We start from the raw sequence: 14,819 nt of genomic DNA, 5'->3' as shown, positions 1-14,819 counted from the left end.
GAAAAGCAGTTCTCAAATATCTTAAGATATTTGAGAACTGTGTCTTTAAACAGCGTAGTTATATTCCCCAGTACTCTGGTCTAGACCATAAAAATCGGCATAGCTCAAATCAAAGACATCTTTGTTTTTACTGGAAACATCAATTTTATTCTTAATCAGGTATTGCCAGAATCCTGTTCCTCCGATATTTCCCTGGATTATGACCCCCTGAACGACGCCCTTTTTCATGACAATTTTCTGGTAATTATTGCGGTCTTCCCGTATGAAGATATCGCAATTTTCTTCGACCTCCGGGTTGATGTTCCCCAAGGATAGGGTCGTGAGCCCAAAGAAATTAACTGTATTTTTAAGGGCATAGCGATCTTCATACAAGAGTTTTTCACCCAGCATGTTGATTGCGGCAATCCGTCCCTGTTTCATGGCATTAGGCCAGATCCCGGCAATTCCTGTGACATCTCCGGCGGCATAAATATCGTCGATATTCGTCTTAAGATCATCCCCTACTAAAATGGCATGGTCAGTTGTAATACCAGATCCCTCGGTAAAGTTAAAAGCAGGTCGTACTCCGGCCGCAATAACAATGACATCAGCAGGAATCGCTTTTCCGCTGGCAAGATGGATGGTTTTTCCCCGACCAACCTCGTCAACATCGACTAAAACCACCTTATCCGCTAAAACAAACTCAGTCCCGTTTTTTTCAAACAGCTGTTGGTACGCCTCGGCCGATTTTTGATCAAGCTGTAAACTCATCACAGACTGCGTCATTTCGATAACGGTTACCTTTAAACCCCGCGCGAGCAACGCTACTGCGGCGTCCATACCAACCAGACCAGCACCGATAACGACGGCATTTCGAGCTGTATTACACTCGCTATCTAACAACTGGGCATCTTTTAAATCACGAAACCCATAGACGTTTTTTGACTCCCGGAGTCCCGGGATCGGTGGGATGAAATAGGAAGCTCCGGTGGCAATTAGCAGCTTGTCATAGTTGATATCCCGATTGTCATGGGTTTTTACCGTCTTTTTCTGAGCATCCAGCCCAATCACGGTGGTGTTACTAAGCCAGGTTATCCCATTTTTTTCAAAGAAGTCTTCAACAATAAAACTGATCCCTTTGGCATCTCTTTCATGACCCAAAAATTTATGAAGCATACAACGTGAGTGAACGCTGTCTTCTTTAGAAATAATCACCACTTCGGTAACTGGTTCTGAGGCTTTGATTGTTTTAGCTGCACTGATTCCGGCTGCGCTGGCGCCGATAATAACGATTTTCATAGGCTTACCTCTTTCACTTCGATGGCTTTCTTGGGACAGGCTTTGACACAGCTGGGTCCGTCCGGTTTATCGTCACAGAAATCACATTTAATGACCTTGGTTCGGGTTTTACTATCTGGTTTTAAAACGCCATAGGGACAGTTCATCACGCACATATAGCAAGCCGCACATTTGCTTTCATCATACTGTACATGTCCGGTTACGGGATCTTTTTCCAGGGCGCCGCTCATACAGGACAGCACACATTCCGGCTCATCACAGTGTCGGCAGAAAATTGGCAGATATCCCTTTTGGGTGTCAAACTTAATAAAATTACGGGTCTCAGCATCAGGACTTTGCATGTTTACGGTGTAAAAATTACTACCTTCCTCATGGGCACTGATACAGGCGATGTTGCAGTTAAGACAACCATCGCATTTTTCGCGATCAATGATGATTCGTTTCATAGATTACACCTCCTTAGATGTTTAATTCCTTGCGTTTCTTTTCAATGATCGCATCGAGCGTTTCGGCTGCTGATTTAGCATTGTCATCAATGATCAGTTGTCCGCCGGTCAAATTCAGCATATCCTGGGTGAACACCTGAACCGCCACTGGGCTTCCGGTAACAAACGGTGGCAATCCTAAATGAAGCGGTAGTCCCAGCGCTAAACCAAAGGCACCATCGGCCAGAGCTTGTTCTTCTAACCATTGTGGTGCTGATAAAACCAGTGGTAATTGCGGTAAATCAACTCCGATGGCTTCAGCCAGTTCAGTGGCAACAAGTTCTAGACGGCCAATTGCCAGACATGGACCGAAGTTTAAGACTGGCGGAATCCCTAAACTTTCACAGACAGCTCGCAGTTTTGGTCCAGCCAGAGATGCCGCTGAAGGTGACATCAAGCCAACATTTTCTAACCCACCAGATGAACAGCCCGCTGATAAAACCAGAATATCTTTAGCAATCAATTCTTTGACCAGGTTAACTGTCAGCACATCATGGCCGCCAGCAGTTAAACTTGAACAGCCTACAACACCAGCAATCCCTTTTATTTCACCTTTGACAATTAGGTCGATGAGTGGTTTCCAGGTTCCTCCCAGGAATGATTTAAGGGAACCCTCACTGACACCAGTTAAAGTATCATCGTTTCCGTGGTCAGCAGCCATGTTCAGAGCAATAACTCCTCGTCTAGCCTGATAGGCAGCGATCACTAAATCAATGATCTCATTGCTCTGGGTTTCTTTTTCTTCAAAAATAAAAGGCTTCATTTCGGCATTAGCTTTTTTCGCAACATCATCAAGACAGATCTGCTTGATTTTTAATTCATCACAGATCGGTTCGATCCCCGGCAAGGTACAATTAAACTCTGATAATACCACATCAATCGCGCCAGTGGCTAGAATCGCTTCGCTGGTAAAATTATTACCGGCATGACCGTTAAAGACTTCTTGATAATGCTCACCACGCAACTGCAGGTCCTGACCAACACAGGTACATCCGACCAATTTAAACCCTTTGGCACCCACTGCTTTAGCTTTTTTTATGACATCATCCTGAATCAATCGATCTTGTAAGTATGAAAATAAGGAATGCTGATGGCCAGTGATCATGATATTAATATAATCGGTATCAATAACCCGTAAACCCACTGGCGCCAGACGGATGGAAGGTTCCCCAAGCATCACGTCATTTAGCAGATTGGTCAGCGTTAAACCATAAAGACCAGTAGAAATACCTAATTTTAAACAATTCAGATACATATCGACGGGGTCCGAATTTAAATTGGTGGATGTTTTAACAACACCGGCAAATACTTCGGATTTCGCTCCCCCCGGTAGTATCCCCAGTTCTTTCCAACGATCGAAACGTGGTTTATAGGCCATTTTTTCAACCAGTTCCATTTTTATGTAGTCGGGTTTATATAAATCAGCTAAGACCATATCGGCAATTTTTTCGGCACGAGCATATTCATCAGCTTCATCCACTTCAAATATATCTGCCAGCTTCGCTAACGCCAACTTGCCTTTTAATACCCCTTTGCTGGCTGCAGTCTTCTTGAGCATCAGCGCAGTATTTTCGACAATATGAATATAACATCCGGAACCAGCAGAAACTGCTCTCAAAAAGTTTCTGGCAACTATGGTATCGGCGGTGGCACCACAAACGCCTTTTGGTCCGTCGGGTGTGATTCGACATGGTCCATTAGAACAGAGACGGCAACAGATTCCCTGTAGACCGAAGCCACATTTGACACTTTGTCCTTCCATCCGGTGATGGGATGTGTCGACGCTGAGATTGGAAATAAACGTCTCCAGCTTTTGATCAGCACTTGCACAGGTTTTACAGCTAAAATTTGAATTCATATGAAACCCTCCAATAATTTATTCTTTAGATATTTGTATAAGCAACTGATCTTAAATTAAATAATATCTTTAAAAGAATCACTCCTATTAAGATCATGTCTAAATTATAGAACTGGAATAAATACTTGTCAATAATCATTCATGATAAATATTTGTCATTCTGAATAATCTCAAAAAATTCAAAAGCCTGATGTTTTGGCATCAGGCTTTCTAGATGTAAAAATTTATACTTTTTTGATTGCATATAAAAGCAACTTGAAATAATCTCAAGCAAAAAGCGATACTTCCATGCGGTTCAGAGAAACATCTTCCGGCAACTTATTCTTAAAATAATCTGCTAGCAGAATTTCTAGTTCGGGGTCATAGTAATCGCAGATACCATTGTTTTCCTTGTTGTATATATGTACATGAAACTGTGTGTTTGCATCAAAACGCATCACTTCCTGATTATCCTTCAATTTTAGAATCAGGCCTTTTTCTGAGAATGTTTCCAATATATTATAAATTGTTCCTACTGACATTACATATCCTTGGTTTTCAAGGGCATCCATCAACATATCTGCACTGGGATGAGATGTCATTTCTGACAACACCTTTAACACACTAATTCGTTGTGGTGTGGCTTTTAAACCTACGTTACGGATCATGTCTGTATACATTTGTATTTTTTTACTTTTCATGATTAAGAATAACTCCTAACTAATAATTTGTGTTTTAATTATAGTATGATTATTCCAAATTGTCAAACTTCTTTTGATTTTTTTAATAAAAAAGTGTTCGCTTAATCATTATCTTAAACTTACACACCATTGTCTTTAGACAATCCTGTTAGAAGATAAGTGGTTCTTGAACACTTCGTTTTTTAATTTATTTGTTTAATTACCCTGATCCTGCCGCAGACTATAAATCTTCTCCATACAATGCTTGAATAATATTTTTTGCCGGTTTACTGATGACTTCATAATAAATTTCATTACCCGTTCGGAAGCCTTTAACAATTCCCGCATTCTTCAATTTTGACAAATGCTGAGAAACACCTGACTGAGATACTTCAAGACATTCTTCCATATAAGAAACATTACATCGTCCATTTGCAATCAGTCCTTTTGTAATGCAAAGCCGCACTGGATGGCCTAGTGCTTTAAGAATATCTGCTGTTATCTCGTGGTCTTTTAAGTCCATTTCCATGATAATTTCTCCTTGTGTTAATATTTATATCTACTATCCGCTTTTAGTTGCTAATTGGTTACACATTAACACATTCTAATACCTTAATCAAGAGAATAGTTTAGTTATTTTCTAATTATCTCGATAATCATAAAATAAAAGCACAAAAATATCCAGTCTTAACAACTGGACATTTTTATATACATATTATAAATATTACTTATTTTTCAGTATTTTGTATAGTAATCGATACAAAGTCATTGCTTCTTCTTCTGTGATTGGCAGACATTGCTTGATTTTCTCCGGAATCTCACTGGCCGACTCTTTTAGTTTTGCTCCTTCCGGAGTCAGCTTAATGATAACATTGCGCTCATCATTCGAATCTCGATTTCGCTCAATCAAACCAGCTGATTCCAATCGTTTAAGTAACGGTGTTAATGTCCCTGAATCAAGATATAAATATTCTCCCAAGGTTTTAACATTGATCGTTTTGTGTTCCCACAAGACCATCATGGCAATGTATTGGGTATAGGTCAAGCCTATTTCTTCTAAATAGGGTTTATAGCGTTTCACCACCTCTTTAGCGGTGGCGTATAGTGGAAAGCACAATTGGTTTTCCAGTTTAAGTTGTTCATTATCCAAGTCAATCACTCCTTTGAAAAGTTAGTTAGTTCATTATACCTCACAATTTCATTGCAGGCAATTTTTCTAGTGAAAGACTATTCTCCTAGCAATTTCTTAATGTCATTTTCAATTTTTTCAGGAGTGTCAGTTGGGGCAAATCGTTTAACCACATCTCCCTTTTTATTAATTAAAAACTTAGTGAAATTCCATTTAATATTTGAACCCAGCATCCCACCTTTTTCCTTCTTTAGGTAGGTAAAAAGTGGATCAGCGTTTTCTCCATTAACGTCTATTTTGTGAAAAATTTTAAATGTTACACCAAAACGTGTTTCGCAAAAACTTTTTATTTCACCATCGGTACCTGGAGCCTGGTTTGCAAATTGATTACAAGGAAAATCAAGAATTTCAAAACCTTGTTCCTTATATTTATCATAAAGATCCTGGAGGCCCTCATATTGCGGAGTAAGACCGCATCCCGTGGCTGTATTCACGATCAACAAAACTTTACCTTTATAATCTTTCATTGATACATCCACACCAGTGGTGTCTTTTACTGTAAAATCATATATCATATCATTTCTCCTTTGCGTTATTTAATTGTACACTATTATTATACCGCGCAATTTAAAACCGTCAAGAGTTTTCGAAGTTTCTTAAATATTATTAATTTTCTACTACTTTAAGTGATTTCACTGCCAAAAATAGGGAAATACCAAGAAAAGCGCTTAATACCATCACACTAATAAGCCAATCTCGATTGTTTCCAAGAAGCCCACTGCGAAGTCCATTAAGTAACCACTGATAGGGATTCACTAAAATGATCATTTTGACCCAAGCTGGCGTAGCATCCAACGAATAGAAAGCGTCACTACCTAGCAACAAGGGCATCGTAATTAGATTAGAGACAATACTAGTTTGCGCATCAGTTTTACATAGCCCGGAGACGAAGAAACTTAGAAAAATATACCCAATTGCACCTAACATGCAGATTATCCCCATCTTTATCACATTGAGAATGCTTAGCTCAAGATGAAAGAAGGCGGTACCAACAAACAAAACCAGCATCGCGCAGATCATTGAAACCAGCGTCCAGGCTCCTGAAACACTGATGACATAACGAGATAAGGGCATAGGTGTTACTTTCAATAATTGATAAACACCTCGTCTTCTTTGGCTAAGCAGTGAAAACACCGTAGTAGTAAAAGAGTAAAATAAAATACCCATCGCCATCATACCGGTTGTGATTCTAATAGAATAGTCGATGTTACCGACGAGTGAACCTAATATAAGCATTCCACCAATTGGCAAAAGAATAGACCAAAACAGTAAAAACGGTTCACGTGCTGCAGATTTGAGCGAAAGGTTGAAGATTGTATTCATTTTTTTCTCCTTAATTCTTTTCAGTAAGTTTTAAATAAAGCATTTCCAAATTATTAACCTGGTGTTTTTTGATCAACTCTTCTGGCTTTCCCTGATCCATTATTTTTCCATGGTTCATAAAAATCAGACGATCCGCTAATTTTTCTACTTCCTCCATATCATGAGAAGAAAAAAGCACAGATTGGTTATTCTTTGCCAAGCCATGAATCATTTCCTTTATTTCGTACCGTGAGCGGGGATCCAACCCGGCAGTCGGTTCATCCAAAACGATCAATTCAGGGTGATGAACTGTAGTAACACCGATGGCCAGCCTTTTCTGCTGACCGATGGAGAGCTTAACTGCCGGGGTTTTTCCAGTATCCTCTAAATGACAGTCAACCAGTTTATTTTTCATTTCCTCATCACTCAGATTAGTGTGATACAAAGCTCCGAATAGTCTGAGGTTTTCCTCTGCAGAGTATCCCTCAAAAAAAGGGGTGCTTTGAAGTTGGGTGCCAATATACGCTTTATAATCATCTCGCCAATAAGATATTGAACCTGCATCAGGTGGTAATATACCCAGCAACATGGCGATTGTAGTTGATTTCCCCACCCCATTGGGGCCAACCAGAGCTAAAATTTCACCTTGCTTGATTTCGAAATCAATTCCCTGAATAACCTTTTTGCTTTTAAAACTTTTAAACAATTTTTTTCCTTCAATCAAATTCATCAATCTCTCCTTACTTAACTTTGTATACTCTCTATTGAGTATGCGGCTATTTTTTTCTCCCTCTACATGAGGGAGAAATTTTTACTTGTTTATTTCCTGGGCTTCCAGTAATTTTATGGCATTTTCAACAAAAGATCTTTGTTGGTTGACAATCGCATACATATTGTCAAAGATCAGTTTCGTCATTGGGGGTATATTCTGATGCATGGCGATATTTTTGAGACGGTACCCACTCTCAAGTGCATCATATTCTTTTTTCAACGCGACTAATTGATTATTAAGTGCTGCCAAAGCTTTTTCGCGGGGTATTTTTTCAATGAACGACAAACCGGAGTAGATGGTTGATGGATAACTAACGGATGAGTTCTCCAAAGTGTTTTCCACCAATTGGGCTAAATGTTCTCTTCCCGTTACGGTTATTTTGTAAATCGCCTTTTGCCGATGTCCAGTTTGTTCAATGCTTTCAACAGCGACCAGCCCTTCCTTTTCCATTTTCTTTAAAGCGTGATAAATGGAGCCAATAAGCACACCACCCCAACGTTCTGCATCAGATATTCGCAGCATCTGCTGAATATCATAGCCAGACATCGGTTGTACATCAAGTAGTCCCAAAACAAGCACGCGTGTCAATTCGTACACCTCCTATACTCTATGTTGAGTATTTTACATTGATTGTATTATCTTGTCAAGTCCTGATTAATTATTCTCTAAATTATTAGTAACACTACGGATATTGTGCAGACTGTTTTTAATTTCCGCTTTAGAACAGACATGGACGCTGCGTGGAAGGTAATTAAAAAACTCTCTAAAAATAGTCACTATTCCTATTTCATTGATGATGAGTTTCAGAATACTCTTGTTCCTCTCATTAAACAGGATAAATTCGACCTGTTCATCATTGACCAGATAACGGATGCTTAGATTTCCAGCACCAGAAATCAGGCCATTTCTCATCACAAAATAATCAGAAAAGTTGGCACCGCCTTTTTCCTGAAATTTGAATTGATTAACGCTGTCATCTTTATTACCTTGCTTGAACGTTTTGTCAAGGAGATGTTCTAGCTGATCAAAAGCGATGTATTTCTCTGTAGTATTATTTTTTTTAATTTTCTCAAAGGAAGGCAACAGGCAATCTGTTCACTCCATCAATTCTTTTTTAGCAAACGATGTACATTTACTGAGAATGAATCGAGCTTTTCTTCGGTAATAATCAATTATTTCCAGGTCTTCATAAATGATGGCACTTTCGAAATCCCGATCAATGGTAATCACCTGTTTAGACGTGATAAAATAATTAGGAACAATAATGCTGATATCATCATAAATTTTAGTTCCGGAATAAAAATAATAAGGCTCATAATCAATGTTTTCAAGGCTTTTTAATATAAGAACCCTTTTTAAAATATCAAGATTATTACCAAGATTCTTTTTATTAACTAAAGGAATGATATTTTGTACTTGTCCGCCTTTATTTTGCCTACTTGCGCGTATGATCAATTCATAGAGAAAATAATGTTTAAAATTTATCGACATAATCACATTGCCATCTGTTCGTCTTTCCATTTCTTCCATAAAACAGCTGCGGATGATTCCTTCAATTTTTAGCTGTCCCTTGATAATCCGAGCTTTTTCAGAAGTTAGTTGGTTCTTTACCAGAAACTCCTCCGATTCTATCCAGCTTTTTTCCTGAATAATATGATTATTGATTTCACTGTATAGAGAAAAAATATCATGACTGTTTATCATATTTTCATGATCATCATATTCTTTCTCATAGAGTGCGTATAACTGCTTTTTTTTATCCTTGTTTAAGTTTAGAGCGATCATTATCTTTCGAAGGTCTTCTAAATTTAGTTTTCGCCTTCCGGACAAAAAATGCTGAAATGTTGAGCGATCTACACCAATCTCTTTAGCAAGTGAAAAATTAGTCACATTCTTTTCTTTAATCAGATCTCGTAACAAAGTACCGATTTCCTGGCTCATATTATCCCTCTCTAACATTTCAGAGTTTTTTCGCGATCTATCAAAGTATCAAAGGACTAAATCATTTATTGTTATTCTTATAGCAAATCTTGTCCTTGTACCATTTTTAATGAGTTGCTACTATTTTAACCTAGCGATTTAAAATAATCAATATCAGCAATCAATAATCATGTTTATTTCATTACTTCAATGACTGTATCTTTTTTTTGCAAAAAAAGCGCGCATCAGCCAAGGGGGCGGCGCGCGCAGTTGTGATTTAATCTTATTAACAGCATATTGCTTTATTCATTTTATCTTGACAGAACATCAACTTAGTTAAATATAATCTATCGATTTTTGTCTTTCCAGTTGTCTTTGTGCGGTTTTTATTACATCTTCAATATTGTCGATCTCATCATACTTAGTATAAAATCCAAAGGAAACCGATAATTTTATGGATTGAACTTTAACCTCATCCATATTCTTTTTAAATCGTTCTAACGCTCGTTCAACCTTAGCACCTTCAGTTCGTGGCATCAATACAACAAATTCATCACCTTCGTAACGGGCAACAACATCATCTCCCCGAACACCGTATTTAAGCACCTGAACCGCTTTTCTCATTAGAATATCGCCTACTGCGTGACCATACTCATTATTGACTTTGGACATCCCATTAATGTTCATAAAAATGATTGATAATGGGTAATACTGATTATTATCCATTCGCTCAAGTTCTTTTTCATAGAATCTACGATTGTATACGCCAGTTAGTTGGTCATAAAAAGAAAGTGATTCCATATCCTGATCCAGACTATTTTTTTCATTTAGCATATCTTTTATGAAATTCTTGTTTTCTGTCACATCCTGAATAAAACAAACAATACCGATAATCTCACCATTGCTCTTTTTGATTGGAGCCCAATGATTTTTCCCCACAACTACACTTTCATTTTCACCCACGTATTCTTCAATAGATGAAAATTGTTCACCTGCCAGAACCCGATCAAAAAAAGCCTTTAAATTCTCACGTTCTTCAGAGTTATCGATGATGTCTAAAATTCTTGTGCCAATGGTGATGTCAGCCCCCCATTGTTCCTTCGCCATTGCTTTATGTCGATTATTGAAACTCAAGTATCGGTATTCCCGATCCAGTCCAAACACCAGAAAATCATGAGTGGTTTCAAGAATGGTCTTCAGCAGACTATTTGCCAGCTCCAACTTTTCAGTCAAAGCTAGCACAGCCTCTTCAAATGATTGTTCTTCAAGCTTTTTTCGATTATCTTCATTCATTGTATCAATATTAACTACGCTCATATTTTTACTCACTAAGCCTCAACCTCCAAAATTATTTTAATCTTAGATTCAATCAATTTGTATCCCGACTAAGCAGGGTACACTTTATAATTGTAACATTTCCATGTATCAGATTCTACTTTTTTCTGTTATATTTTATTAATCTTTTACCAGTAAAAATTCTGTCTGGCGGATTTGAGGTATCTCGATCTTAGAAATATGCAAAAATTCGCGACGCTCAGTTTATAAGATCTTGATACCTTCAGGCAATCCGACTGAAAAACCAGGTTGCTTGAGTAATTGTTTGTTTGTTTGTTCAATCTCAGTTAGTGCCTCGCACCCAAAGAAAGCATACTCTCCCAACGTCTCCAGTTCTTTAGGCAGGCGAACTTTTGTTAGACTTCGACATCCATAAAAACAGCTAATGCCAATGTGTTTGATTTGATCTGGAAGGCTGATTTGCTTTAATTTTTCACAATCCTTAAAAACATGACTTCCTAATATTTCCAACTGACAATTTTCTTGAAACGCGATCGTTTCCATTGTTCGGCAACCAAGAAACGCGGCTTCTTCAATTTCAATTAGTGAGTCTGGAAGCCTCAACTCTACCATTGATACGCATCCTTCAAACGTGGAAGTTCCAATCACTTCCAACACCTTACACGTATCGAGATTTATATTTTCAAGTTTTTCGCAACCGTAAAACGCAAATCCTTCAATGAATTTTAGGGAGTTAGGAAAGCTGACCTTCTCCAGTTGAGTGCATTTATAAAACATACTTCGCTTAATTGTGTCAACCCCCTCAGGAATGTACACAGACTTTATCCCATTGTCATGCCGGTATCCGTGGTTTGCAGCCGCCTGAAATTCTGCTGCATCTTTAAAACGCAATTCACTTTTTTCAATATTATTATCAAGTAGCTCGGACTCACTTCCAAAATTTAGACCTGTTGTCTTTGGAAAAATGGGTTCGACGACATTTTCTGCCATATTTGCGACCTGTGTTGTTGGCTCAAAATCCGGGCCATTCTCTGATTCAGTCTTTTCTTGCCGCTCCATAAAAGAAAGTTCACCCGACGTTGCTTTAAATGTTTGATTCATTTTTTCAAATGCGTTTTTTTTCTGTTCCAATGCCTCAGTTGCCATTGACAATTCATTTTTAATTGTGGCCAGTTCTTCACCAAATGGGCGTTGCTCCTCGATTTGGGTTTGCTGCACTGACACAACTACTTCTTTATCAGTAATAGAACTTTGTTGTCCATCACTAAGAAGTTGGCGTTCCTCCTTAGACCCACTTATTTTATTTCGTAGTGTTTGTAATTCCGTTTCAGCCATATCAATATTTAACTTAACTGAATGTAACTTATTTCTGGAAACTTCCAGTTCCAACTGAGTATTTTCAAACTCTGACTTTAGATCTGACAACTTTGTTCTAGTCACTTCGATTTCGTCGGTGATCAAAGTCAAGAGACGCTGTTCAGATTGCGAATTCGCACTCTCTAGCATAAAACCACTCCGTTCTGTTTCCACCTTCAGGTCCGCTTTTTTTTCAAAAATAACCAGATAAAAATCATCGTCTTGTCCCTTTAACGCCTTTTTTAGAAGCGGTATTACTCGGATTAAGACACTCATGGTTTCACCATTTCGTTTAATCTGGATAATAGCAGAACTTGATGTCGTCTGCCGGGTTATTGCCAGATGCAAGGTTTTATTTAAATCACGACGCAATTTTTGCCGGGCCATTTTCAGAATATTGGTTGCACCGGAATAACCTTGCGCAGGTTCCAGAAAAAGCCCGGTATGTCCATAAACATAGCGAATATTCCCGATCTTATCAACCAACACTCCTGATGCACCATAAACTTTAAGCAGCGCTTCATGCGTGAGTTCCAAAACCGTTTTCTTTTTTGGCTTGACACTCCGGTCAATCGCCAGATAAGACGGCCAATCCATCCTTTCCGATTGAGGCAAAAGATGATTTTTTAAACGATATCTTTTTTTTATCTGATTTCCAGTTTCCGTTTTTATTAGATCTTCCATTAAGCCATTTCTCCTTCTGGTTAATTATCATGTTTTTATACCGCTAAAACTTAATACGGCTTTTGATACACAGCAGGCACAATAAATTTATAATTCGTCTGTTTAAGATTAAGTGATTCTGCGTGACCGATGAATAAATACCCCCCTGGTTCTGTATAATTGTACATTTTCTCAACCAGTCGATCCTTTGTCGCCTGATCAAAATATATCATGACATTTCTACAAAATATAACATCAAATTTCTTCTTAAAAACAAAGTTGGGGGTCATCAGGTTAAACCGTCGAAAAATGACTTCTTTTTTGATTTCATCCACCACCACCATTTGACTGCTATCATAGTTCTTGAAATACCTTAATTTCCAGTTAGGTGGCAACACCTGAAGACGCTCTTTATCATAGATCCCTTTTTTAGCTACATCCAATACCTTATTTGAAATGTCCGTAGCCAGTAGCTTTTTGTCCCAGTGATGGGCACTTGATCCAAAATAGTCAGCCATAAGCATTGCCAAAGTATAGGGCTCTTCGCCCGTAGAACTGGCTGCACACCAAAGCCGAATATCGCGGTTGTTCTGTTCTTCTTTTTTTATCTTCAAATTGGGCAGCACCGTATTTTTAAAATACTCAAAGTGCTCTGGTTCTCTCATAAAAAAAGTATGGTTTGTTGAGACCTTATCGATTAACACTGAACTGGCTTCACCCGTTTTATCAGAAATCAAATAATGATAATAGTCTGTAAAGCTATCAAACCCCAACTCGACAAGTAGCTTGTGAAGCCGACCCATAAGTAGGAGTTGTTTTTCTTTCTTTAGCTCGATGCCATATTCACAATGAATATATTCCGTTAACATAGCAAATTCTTTTTCGGTGATTTGAATCATTTTTCACATCCTCTATCCTGTTTTCATTGTTTCTCCCCTTGCCTTTCTGACAGACTAACAGGCGAAACCTTAAACTAGTTTACCCCAGCCAGCGGCTAAAGTAAATACTGAATTTCATAGGAGATACCCACGCTTTGTCGGAATTAAGAGTCGATTTACACCAGCAAATTCGCTAATTTAAAAATTTTCTTGTCAGTCAAGAAGAAAAAGTCTATAATGGAATAAATCTTATTTAGAATGGAGAACAATTATGGCTATTGTATGGACACCAGCATTATCAGTTGGTGTAGAAAACATTGATGCACAACATAAAATTTGGTTTGAAAAAGCGGATCAACTTTTTGAAGCCGGAAAAACCGGAAAATCCAAGGAAGTTATTGCTCAGATGTTTGATTTTCTTGATGATTATACCAAACAACATTTTAAAGATGAAGAAGCCTATATGACCAAAATAAAATATCCGGGCATCGATGAACAAAAAAAATTACATCATGGATTTATCGAAGAATTAGCTAAACTCAAAAAGGATTTCAACGAATCCGGAGGAAACGTTACCTTGATAATCAGTGCTAACCAGATGATTGTAAATTGGCTGACTAAACATATTTCAAACGTTGATAAAAAAATTGGTGCTTATGCTAAAACCTTATAAAAATCAAACCGCAGTCTCTTCTGAGATTACGGTTTTTTTCTTGATCAGGTTGATAAAAAGATAATCTCCTCCTGATTTAAAGCCGCTCTTCTATGAATCCGATTTTTCCTAGCACTTCAGTCAATTTTGCAATATCTAGGGGTTTTGATGCATAGGCATTGCAGCCAAAATCAAAAGCTGACTGGACCGTCAGGATTTCCCCCAATACGGTAGTCATGACTATTTTACACTTTTCATTATCGTTAACACCATTTTGTTTTTCCAAATCGCGGATGGTTTTTAGCACCTGAATCCCATCAATTTTAGGCATCATCACATCAAGGCAGATCAGATCATAAGGTACGCCTTCTTTCGTCGCTAAAAGATAGGCATCGATAGCTTCAAGGCCATCCACTACCAAATCGCAATCTCCGTATCGGTTCATGAATTTAGATAAAAATTTTCGGCTGATCAAATCATCTTCTACAATTAGAATTCGCTTCATCTCATA

The 14,819-nt window shown here is 38.1% G+C and carries 17 protein-coding genes; 1 reads left to right on the top strand and 16 read right to left on the bottom strand.

The genetic code is table 11. The features are described 5' to 3' along the window. Positions 1-45 precede the first annotated feature (45 nt). The 15 genes from ACIZ62_RS09025 to ACIZ62_RS08955 form a co-directional block, all read right to left on the bottom strand. Complete coding sequence (locus tag ACIZ62_RS09025; RefSeq protein ID WP_414151796.1) at positions 46-1,278, bottom strand: NAD(P)/FAD-dependent oxidoreductase; 1,233 nt, start codon at positions 1,276-1,278, stop codon at positions 46-48. Continuing rightward, positions 1,275-1,724, bottom strand: a complete 450-nt coding sequence (locus tag ACIZ62_RS09020) for a 4Fe-4S dicluster domain-containing protein (protein WP_414151795.1) — start codon at positions 1,722-1,724, stop codon at positions 1,275-1,277. The genes ACIZ62_RS09025 and ACIZ62_RS09020 overlap by 4 nt, the downstream gene beginning before the upstream one ends. A 13-nt stretch (positions 1,725-1,737) precedes the next feature. Beyond that, positions 1,738-3,621, bottom strand: coding sequence for an anaerobic carbon-monoxide dehydrogenase catalytic subunit (gene cooS, locus ACIZ62_RS09015; RefSeq protein WP_414151794.1), 1,884 nt, complete (start codon positions 3,619-3,621; stop codon positions 1,738-1,740). Positions 3,622-3,887: 266 nt separating this feature from the next. After that, complete coding sequence (locus ACIZ62_RS09010; protein WP_414151793.1) at positions 3,888-4,301, bottom strand: Fur family transcriptional regulator; 414 nt, start codon at positions 4,299-4,301, stop codon at positions 3,888-3,890. A gap of 220 nt (positions 4,302-4,521) precedes the next feature. After that, on the bottom strand, positions 4,522-4,809 hold the full coding sequence (locus ACIZ62_RS09005; RefSeq protein WP_111886991.1) for an ArsR/SmtB family transcription factor: 288 nt from the start codon (positions 4,807-4,809) through the stop codon (positions 4,522-4,524). 195 nt (positions 4,810-5,004) lie between these two features. Then, on the bottom strand, positions 5,005-5,430 hold the full coding sequence (locus tag ACIZ62_RS09000) for a MarR family winged helix-turn-helix transcriptional regulator (protein ID WP_111886995.1): 426 nt from the start codon (positions 5,428-5,430) through the stop codon (positions 5,005-5,007). Between the two features lie 77 nt (positions 5,431-5,507). Beyond that, positions 5,508-5,984 (bottom strand): glutathione peroxidase, encoded by a 477-nt coding sequence (locus tag ACIZ62_RS08995; protein ID WP_111886996.1) that lies wholly within the window; start codon positions 5,982-5,984, stop codon positions 5,508-5,510. Positions 5,985-6,075: 91 nt separating this feature from the next. Then, complete coding sequence (locus tag ACIZ62_RS08990) at positions 6,076-6,792, bottom strand: ABC transporter permease (protein WP_414151792.1); 717 nt, start codon at positions 6,790-6,792, stop codon at positions 6,076-6,078. A 10-nt stretch (positions 6,793-6,802) separates the two neighbouring features. After that, complete coding sequence (locus tag ACIZ62_RS08985; RefSeq protein WP_111886998.1) at positions 6,803-7,501, bottom strand: ABC transporter ATP-binding protein; 699 nt, start codon at positions 7,499-7,501, stop codon at positions 6,803-6,805. A gap of 81 nt (positions 7,502-7,582) precedes the next feature. Further along, positions 7,583-8,122 (bottom strand): PadR family transcriptional regulator, encoded by a 540-nt coding sequence (locus ACIZ62_RS08980; protein WP_371414203.1) that lies wholly within the window; start codon positions 8,120-8,122, stop codon positions 7,583-7,585. A 75-nt stretch (positions 8,123-8,197) separates the two neighbouring features. Further along, complete coding sequence (locus tag ACIZ62_RS08975) at positions 8,198-8,626, bottom strand: hypothetical protein (protein ID WP_414151791.1); 429 nt, start codon at positions 8,624-8,626, stop codon at positions 8,198-8,200. Positions 8,627-8,638: 12 nt separating this feature from the next. Continuing rightward, positions 8,639-9,484, bottom strand: coding sequence for a helix-turn-helix domain-containing protein (locus ACIZ62_RS08970; RefSeq protein ID WP_414151790.1), 846 nt, complete (start codon positions 9,482-9,484; stop codon positions 8,639-8,641). A 315-nt stretch (positions 9,485-9,799) separates the two neighbouring features. Beyond that, complete coding sequence (locus tag ACIZ62_RS08965) at positions 9,800-10,792, bottom strand: diguanylate cyclase domain-containing protein (RefSeq protein ID WP_414151789.1); 993 nt, start codon at positions 10,790-10,792, stop codon at positions 9,800-9,802. 210 nt (positions 10,793-11,002) lie between these two features. Next, positions 11,003-12,604: a leucine-rich repeat protein gene (locus ACIZ62_RS08960; RefSeq protein ID WP_414151788.1), complete on the bottom strand. Its 1,602-nt coding sequence runs from the start codon at positions 12,602-12,604 to the stop codon at positions 11,003-11,005. A 245-nt stretch (positions 12,605-12,849) separates the two neighbouring features. Continuing rightward, the gene (locus ACIZ62_RS08955) at positions 12,850-13,677 is read right to left on the bottom strand and encodes a CheR family methyltransferase (protein ID WP_414151787.1); all 828 of its coding nucleotides are present in this window, start codon (positions 13,675-13,677) and stop codon (positions 12,850-12,852) included. A gap of 250 nt (positions 13,678-13,927) precedes the next feature. Here ACIZ62_RS08955 and ACIZ62_RS08950 point away from each other — a divergent pair, with 250 nt between their 5' ends. Further along, positions 13,928-14,329, top strand: a complete 402-nt coding sequence (locus tag ACIZ62_RS08950; RefSeq protein ID WP_414151786.1) for a bacteriohemerythrin — start codon at positions 13,928-13,930, stop codon at positions 14,327-14,329. 76 nt (positions 14,330-14,405) lie between these two features. On the opposite strand, the gene ACIZ62_RS08945 is transcribed toward ACIZ62_RS08950, so the two are convergent. Further along, on the bottom strand, positions 14,406-14,813 hold the full coding sequence (locus ACIZ62_RS08945; RefSeq protein WP_111887005.1) for a response regulator: 408 nt from the start codon (positions 14,811-14,813) through the stop codon (positions 14,406-14,408). Between the last annotated feature and the right edge of the window lie 6 nt (positions 14,814-14,819).

The organism is Acetobacterium carbinolicum (genome assembly GCF_047456275.1).
GTDB classification, from domain to species: domain Bacteria; phylum Bacillota; class Clostridia; order Eubacteriales; family Eubacteriaceae; genus Acetobacterium; species Acetobacterium carbinolicum.
Note: the sequence above shows the minus strand (reverse complement) of the source record. Positions and strands in the feature narration are given on the sequence as shown.

Excerpts from the sequence above, each read along its gene's own strand:
- ACIZ62_RS09020 (WP_414151795.1), bottom strand. The coding sequence starts at position 1,724 with ATGAAACGAATCATCATTGATCGCGAAAAATGCGATGGTTGTCTTAAC.
- ACIZ62_RS08990 (WP_414151792.1), bottom strand. The coding sequence starts at position 6,792 with ATGAATACAATCTTCAACCTTTCGCTCAAATCTGCAGCACGTGAACCG.
- ACIZ62_RS08985 (WP_111886998.1), bottom strand. The coding sequence starts at position 7,501 with ATGAATTTGATTGAAGGAAAAAAATTGTTTAAAAGTTTTAAAAGCAAA.
- ACIZ62_RS08950 (WP_414151786.1), top strand. The coding sequence starts at position 13,928 with ATGGCTATTGTATGGACACCAGCATTATCAGTTGGTGTAGAAAACATT.
- cooS (WP_414151794.1), bottom strand. The coding sequence starts at position 3,621 with ATGAATTCAAATTTTAGCTGTAAAACCTGTGCAAGTGCTGATCAAAAG.
- ACIZ62_RS08945 (WP_111887005.1), bottom strand. The coding sequence starts at position 14,813 with ATGAAGCGAATTCTAATTGTAGAAGATGATTTGATCAGCCGAAAATTT.
- ACIZ62_RS09005 (WP_111886991.1), bottom strand. The coding sequence starts at position 4,809 with ATGGAAATGGACTTAAAAGACCACGAGATAACAGCAGATATTCTTAAA.
- ACIZ62_RS08955 (WP_414151787.1), bottom strand. The coding sequence starts at position 13,677 with ATGATTCAAATCACCGAAAAAGAATTTGCTATGTTAACGGAATATATT.
- ACIZ62_RS09010 (WP_414151793.1), bottom strand. The coding sequence starts at position 4,301 with ATGAAAAGTAAAAAAATACAAATGTATACAGACATGATCCGTAACGTA.
- ACIZ62_RS09025 (WP_414151796.1), bottom strand. The coding sequence starts at position 1,278 with ATGAAAATCGTTATTATCGGCGCCAGCGCAGCCGGAATCAGTGCAGCT.
- ACIZ62_RS08970 (WP_414151790.1), bottom strand. The coding sequence starts at position 9,484 with ATGAGCCAGGAAATCGGTACTTTGTTACGAGATCTGATTAAAGAAAAG.
- ACIZ62_RS08995 (WP_111886996.1), bottom strand. The coding sequence starts at position 5,984 with ATGATATATGATTTTACAGTAAAAGACACCACTGGTGTGGATGTATCA.